Source organism: Methylobacterium sp. GC_Met_2, assembly GCF_026540795.1.
In the GTDB taxonomy this organism is placed as follows: Bacteria; Pseudomonadota; Alphaproteobacteria; order Rhizobiales; family Beijerinckiaceae; genus Methylobacterium.
The window spans coordinates 1-5,975 of record NZ_JALNUM010000194.1 but is presented as its reverse complement, the minus strand read 5'-3'; the positions used below and the strand labels follow the sequence as shown (position 1 = coordinate 5,975).

Sequence of the window (5,975 nt, the reverse complement as noted above, 5' to 3'; positions counted from 1 at the left end):
GTAGCAGGCCGTCCGCTTTTTCCGCGGAACTTCTCCGAAGCGGTCATTCTGCTTACGGCCAGCTCTGGTCATTCGTAAAAACTCGGAGTGCCCAACGCGGCCAGAATGAACAGGCGTTCTGCGGCCTGCTGGCGGTGACGGTGTAGCCGTGAAGGGCGCTTGTTGTGCCGGGGCTGAGCTGCAGGTCGCCGGTTATGGTTTAGCCCGTATGTGCGCAGAACCGTGGGGACGAGGGCGCTCTGGTTTCAAACACTTGCGCGGGGGCCAACCGGGCAGAACCGCTGGATGTACATGTGTAGGTGCGGGTGGATCCGTGCCGCGAGTGTGAGTGGGACGAGCAGGATAGGGCCGGCGGCCGGGTCGGTGATCTGGCGGTTGTAAGTTGCAGTCATTTGGAAGCGGAGTTGTTTAGGAGCGAGGCAGCCGTTGCCCGACGATATTTTCATCTGCGAGTAGCCCACCGATCCTGGATGCGAAACCAACCAAATACGGCCGGCATGAACCACGCCTTGCCGGAGACGAGCGGCACCCACCGCGGCGGGCGGAAGTCGAGGGCTGATTGTCCCGCCTGATCGTTCAGGACCTGGAGCGCCGCCCTCTGGCCAGCCCATCGCGCCCAAACGACGCCCGATCCGCAGTAGCCCGCCGCGTAGCGGCGCCCGTCTCGCGCGAAGATGCGGGGGACCATGTCGCGGTTCATGGCAACGTTGCCGTACCAGCTGTGCTCGATCGCGACGCTGTCGAGCTGTGGGAAGATGTCGGCCAGCGCGCGCCGCAGGCTCGCCGTAGGCCACTCCGCCTCGCCGGCGATCGTCCCGTCCCGGCCGCCGAACAGGATGCGCGTCCCGTCGGGCGACGGCCGATAGTAATAGTGGAGCTTGCGCGTCTCCGAATACATCATGCGGCTCGGCATCAATTCGCCCATAAGGTTGGCCGAGAGCGGCACGGTCGCGATGATGCGGCTGCGCACGGGCACGAGCCGGCTGCGCAGCCACCGGTCGAACCGATCCGTGTAGCCGTTGGTGCCGACGATCACGTGGCTGGCGCGGACCGCGCCCCGCGTGGTCAGGACCTCGTAGCCCCCGGCCTCGCCCCGGATGCCGAGAACGGCGGTCTCGCCGTGCACGAGGGCGCCCGCGTCCCGGGCGAGGCGGAGCATCGCGGCGTGCAGTTTCGCCGGATGAAGGCCGCCGATGTCCATGCGGACGTTACCGCCGTGGTAGAACGCCGTGCCGATGTAACTGCGCTGCTCGCCGCGCGCGACCGAGTGGGCCTCGATGCCGAACGCGCCGCGCAGGTGATCGGCCTCCCGCGCCAGGCGCTCGTAGTCGACGGCGCGGGAGGCGCCGGCGAAGCGGCCGACGAGCTTGAAGTCGCAGTCGATCCCCTCCTCGGCGATGAACCGGTACAGGTCCTCACGCGCCGCCTTAGCCTCGGCCACGAGGGCGCCCGCGCGCTCGTGGCCGAACCGCTTCGTCAACTCGGCGAGTGACAGGCGCAAATTCCCGCTCGTGATTCCGCCGTTGCGGGACGAGGCGCCCTCGCCGGGCCTCTGCCGGTCGAAGACCTGAACGCTGCGGCCGGCCCGGGCCAGCGTTAGCGCCGCGGACAGTCCCGTATAGCCCGCGCCGACGATGACCACGTCGGAGCTGTCGCGCACGGGCAAAGGGTCAGATTCGGCCAGAGGTGCCGCCCGCCACCAGTACGGCTCGTTCCTGATCATGGACGCTCCCTTCGACGGCCGGCGAGACCACGCTCCGATCTCCGGCGTGAGTATGCAAGCGCGGGGCTAGACCGCGGACCACCGCTACAGCACGTCGCTTGTGCGACACGTCGTAAATGCGGTCAGAATTGCCTGCGATTTCCGCTAGCCCGACAGTATTTCCTGCGCCTACACTCTTCCCCGAGGTGATGGGAGCGCGCGGTGCCGAAGCTGTCCACGACCCCGACGCGGCGCGGCCTCATGGTGGGCAGTGCAGCGTTGCTCGCCATGCCGGCCGTGATCACGAACCCCGCCCGGGCGGCCACGCAACTGCGGGTGCGCACGCCCGGCGGCTCGTTTGACGAGATCAAGCGCAGGACCGTCTACGAGCCGTTCCTGAAAGAGACCGGTATCGAGATCGTCCCCGTCCCGAGCACGGTGGGCAAATTGCTCGCTATGTATAAAGCCGGGCAGGTCGAGATCGACTGCATCGACACCGGCAATGACGCCAACCTCATGCTGGAGGAGGCGGGCGCGCTCGTCCCGATCGACTACGGCGCGTTTCGATACACGAAGCTCGAGGACATCGAGCCAAGGCTGAAGCTCAGCCATCAGGTCGGCTCGTTCGTGTACGCATTCGTGCTCTGCTACCGCACGGACGTGTTCAAGCCCGGCTCCGAGCCAAAATCCTGGGCCGAGTTCTGGGACACGCAGGCGTTTCCCGGGCCGCGCACGCTGGCCGGGATCGAGTCCGGAGCCCCGAACCTCGAGATCGCGCTCCTCGCCGACGGCGTTGCGATGGACAAGGTCTACCCCGTCGACATCGACCGCGCCCTCAAATCCATGGGCCGGATCAAGTCCAGCGTCCCCAAGTTCTGGGATACCGGCGCGCTGTCCGCGCAGATGCTGGCCGACAAGGAGGCCGTGCTCGGCGTGCTCTGGAACACCCGCGCTCAGGCCTCCATCGACGGCGGCGCACCGCTCGGCATCCAGTGGAACCAGAACCAAGTCTTGGTGCAGTCCTACGCCATACCCAAGGGGGCCAAGGCGCCCGAGGCCGCGCTCAAGTTCATCGATTACTCGATCAGCGAGGACGTACAGAAGCGCTGGCTGGCCGAGTACAAGGCGATCCCCGTCAACACCAAGGTCTACGCGCACACGTCCAAGCTCCTGATCGATCCCGCGACCGGCACGCCCTGGACCGTGTCGAAGGGCTTCAGGAACGACATCAACTGGTGGTCGGCCAACCGAACCAAAGTGAGCCGCGCTTGGTCGAACTGGGTGCTGTGATCGGACAGGACGCGATCGTGCCGGGTGCAGTCGGCCTCACCCGCCCGCGCGAGCACGTGGCGGCCGCGGCAGTCACGGGACCGGCCGGCAAAGCGCTGGAGCTCCAGGGGCTGACCAAGATCTACGGCTCCGAGACCGTCGTCGACCGCTTCGAGACCCACATCCATGCGGGCGAGTTCTTCTCGCTGCTCGGCCCCTCCGGCTCGGGCAAGACCACGACCCTGATGATGGTCGCGGGGTTCGCGTCGATTGACGCCGGGCGCCTCCTGGTCGACGGGGTCGACCTCGCGGCCGTGCCCCCGGAGCGGCGCGGCTTCGGCATGGTCTTCCAGAACTACGCGATCTTCCCGCACATGGACGTGTTCGAGAACGTGGCGTTCCCGCTCAGGGCGCGCGGGATGCCGAAGGCGCTCGTGCGCGAGCGGGTCGCAGCCGCCCTTGACCTCGTCCAGCTCAAGCACCTGTCCGACCGCTACGCGCGCCAGCTCTCGGGCGGGCAGCAGCAGCGCGTGGCCATCGCCCGGGCGATCGTGTTCCAGCCGCCCGTCGTGCTCATGGACGAGCCGCTCGGCGCCCTCGACAAGAACCTCCGCTACGACCTGCAGGTCGAGATCAAGGAGATCCAGCGGCGGCTCGGAATGACGGTCCTCTATGTTACCCACGACCAAGAGGAGGCGATGAACCTGTCCGATCGCGTGGCGATCATGAGCCGCGGCCGCGTCGAGCAGATCGGCGCGCCCCGCGACGTCTACGAGCGCCCGGTCAACGCCTTCACCGCCCGGTTCCTGGGCGAGGCGAACCTCCTGCCGGGCAGGATTGTGACGCCCGGACCGCATCGCATCGCATTCCAGCTCGAGGATGGGGCGGTGCTGCACGCGGATGGAGCGGCGACCCGCGGGGCGGGGACCGAGGGTCAGCTGTTCGTGCGCCCGGAGAAGCTGACGCTGCACCCCTCAGCCGATCTGCCGCGCGAGGCGGTCAACCGCCTGAGCGGCACGGTGCGGCGCGCGTCCTTCCTCGGCAGCGTCGTGCGCTACGCGGTCGAGACGGCGAGCGGCGCGCTCGTGACAGCCGACGCCCCGAACGTGGCCGCCCATCACCACCCCGAGCCCGGCGAGCGCGTCGCCCTCGCGTGGTCCCCGGCCGACACGGTCATCCTACCGCCGGACGCCGCGTGATGGGACGGGACCGGACGTGGCTCCTGCTCCTGCCCGCGCTCGGCCTGCTCGCGCTGCTGTTCCTCGCGCCGCTCGCCTGGTTCCTGGCGCGGACCCTGTTCATCGAGACGACGCCCGCCGAGGTGCCCGAGCTCTTCGTCGACGTCCTCACCGCGCGCGCGATGCAGGTCGCCGCGCTCACGACGCTCTGGGTCTCGGTCCTCGTCACGCTCGCGACGCTGGTGATCGGCTACCCAATCGCGTTCTACCTGGCCAATCGCCGCGGCTGGCGCGCCGCGCTCGTCGTGTTTTGCGTGATCGTGCCGTACTTCACCAGCGTGATCGTGCGGACCTACGCGCTGACCGTGGTGCTCGGCCGCAGCGGGCTCGTCAACGAGCTCCTGGGCGCGTCGGGGCTCATCGGAGCGCCCCTCGCGCTCCTGTACAATACCTTCGGGATCGTGGTCGGCATGACCTACGTGCTGCTGCCCTACATGGTGCTGACGCTCTACGCGACCATGAAGGCGATCGACCCCAACCTGCTGCGGGCCGGGCGCGCCCTCGGGGCGAGCCCCCTCTATCTGTTCCGGCGCGTCTATCTCCCGCTGTCGGTCCCGGGGATCGTGTCGGGCTCGCTCATCGTCCTCATCCTGGCGCTCGGCTTCTTCATCACGCCCGCCCTGATGGGTGGGCCCAGCAACGTCACCGTCGCGATGTTGATCGAGCGGGCGGTCGAGATCCTGATCGACTGGCCGAGCGCGGCCGTGATGTCGGTGGTCTTGCTCGTCGCAACTCTGATCCTTTTCGCGATCTATGCCCGCGTGACGGATCTGCGCCGCATGATGGGGGCCTGAAGCGTGCGCGCCGCGCTGCCGCTGTTCGTCGGATGCGCCTGCCTGCTCCTGATCCTGCCGATCGGCATCGTGGTGGTGCTGGGCTTCAGCGGCGGCACCCTCCTGCGCTTCCCGCCCACCTCCCTGTCGCTGCGCTGGTTCGCGGCCTTCCTCGGCGATCCGGCCTGGCGTGCCGCGCTGTGGTCGAGCCTCGCGATCGGCGGCGTGGCCTGCGTCGTCGCCACCGGGGTCGGGTTCCTGGCGGCCTACGCGCTCGTGCGCGGCGCGTTCCCGGCCAAGCGGCTGATCCTGGCCGTCGCACTCCTGCCGATCGTCTCGCCGACCGTCGTCACGGCGATCGCCATGTACTACGCGTCCGCGCGCCTCGGGCTGGTCGGGAGCGTGGTCTGGGTCGGCCTGTGCCACGCGGTGATCGCCTTCCCGGTCGTCCTTCTGATCCTGTTGTCTGCGCTGCAATCCGTCGACCTGCGCCTGGAGCAGGCGGCCCTGAGCCTCGGCGCGAGCCGCGCCCGGACGCTGCGCACGATCGTCGTGCCGCTCGCCGCACCCGGCCTCGCCTCGGCCGCCCTGTTCGCGTTCCTGACCTCCTTCGACGAGCTCATCATCTCACTCTTCCTCACCAACGCGGCCACGCAGACCCTGCCGGTGCGCATCTGGAACAGCCTGCATATGCAGGTCGAGCCGACGGTGGCGGCGGTCAGCGCGTTCCTGATCGGCGTCACGGGCGTGATCCTGGCCGCAGACGCGCTCCTGCGCCGGCGCCGGGCCACATGACCCCATGCCCGGTTCTCGCCCCGCTCCCACGATCCCGCCCGCACCGTCCGGGCGACGCGCGCGGTCCGTGATCGCCGGAGCGGGATCCAAACGCTATCCGTCCGACCAAGCACGGTCGAACCACCGCCTGTCCTCGGCCGCCGGAGACGCCGCATGAGCGATGAGAACACCGCGATCGTCCTCGGCGCGGGCGTGGTT

General features: G+C 68.6%; 5 protein-coding genes. 4 read left to right on the top strand and 1 reads right to left on the bottom strand.

Annotated features, from left to right (window positions below; all coding sequences use genetic code 11):
• Nucleotides 1-442: 442 nt before the first annotated feature.
• Nucleotides 443-1,723 carry an FAD-binding oxidoreductase gene (locus tag OXS49_RS32260; RefSeq protein ID WP_267428607.1) on the bottom strand — a complete coding sequence of 427 codons (1,281 nt, stop codon included), beginning with the start codon at nt 1,721-1,723 and terminating at the stop codon, nt 443-445.
• 201 nt (nt 1,724-1,924) lie between these two features.
• Between OXS49_RS32260 and OXS49_RS32255 the strand changes: the two genes are divergently transcribed.
• Genes OXS49_RS32255 through OXS49_RS32240 form a run of 4 tightly spaced genes read left to right on the top strand, consistent with a single transcriptional unit; the run spans nt 1,925 to nt 5,777 of the window.
• On the top strand, nt 1,925-2,992 hold the full coding sequence (locus OXS49_RS32255; protein ID WP_267428606.1) for an ABC transporter substrate-binding protein: 1,068 nt from the start codon (nt 1,925-1,927) through the stop codon (nt 2,990-2,992).
• A complete protein-coding gene (locus tag OXS49_RS32250; protein WP_267428605.1) occupies nt 2,971-4,170 on the top strand; it encodes an ABC transporter ATP-binding protein in 1,200 nt (399 codons plus the stop codon). Before OXS49_RS32255 ends, OXS49_RS32250 begins: the two co-directional genes overlap by 22 nt.
• Nucleotides 4,170-5,003: an ABC transporter permease gene (locus tag OXS49_RS32245; protein WP_267428604.1), complete on the top strand. Its 834-nt coding sequence runs from the start codon at nt 4,170-4,172 to the stop codon at nt 5,001-5,003. The genes OXS49_RS32250 and OXS49_RS32245 overlap by 1 nt, the downstream gene beginning before the upstream one ends.
• A 3-nt stretch (nt 5,004-5,006) precedes the next feature.
• Nucleotides 5,007-5,777, top strand: coding sequence for an ABC transporter permease (locus OXS49_RS32240; RefSeq protein WP_267359484.1), 771 nt, complete (start codon nt 5,007-5,009; stop codon nt 5,775-5,777).
• Nucleotides 5,778-5,975: the final 198 nt, after the last annotated feature.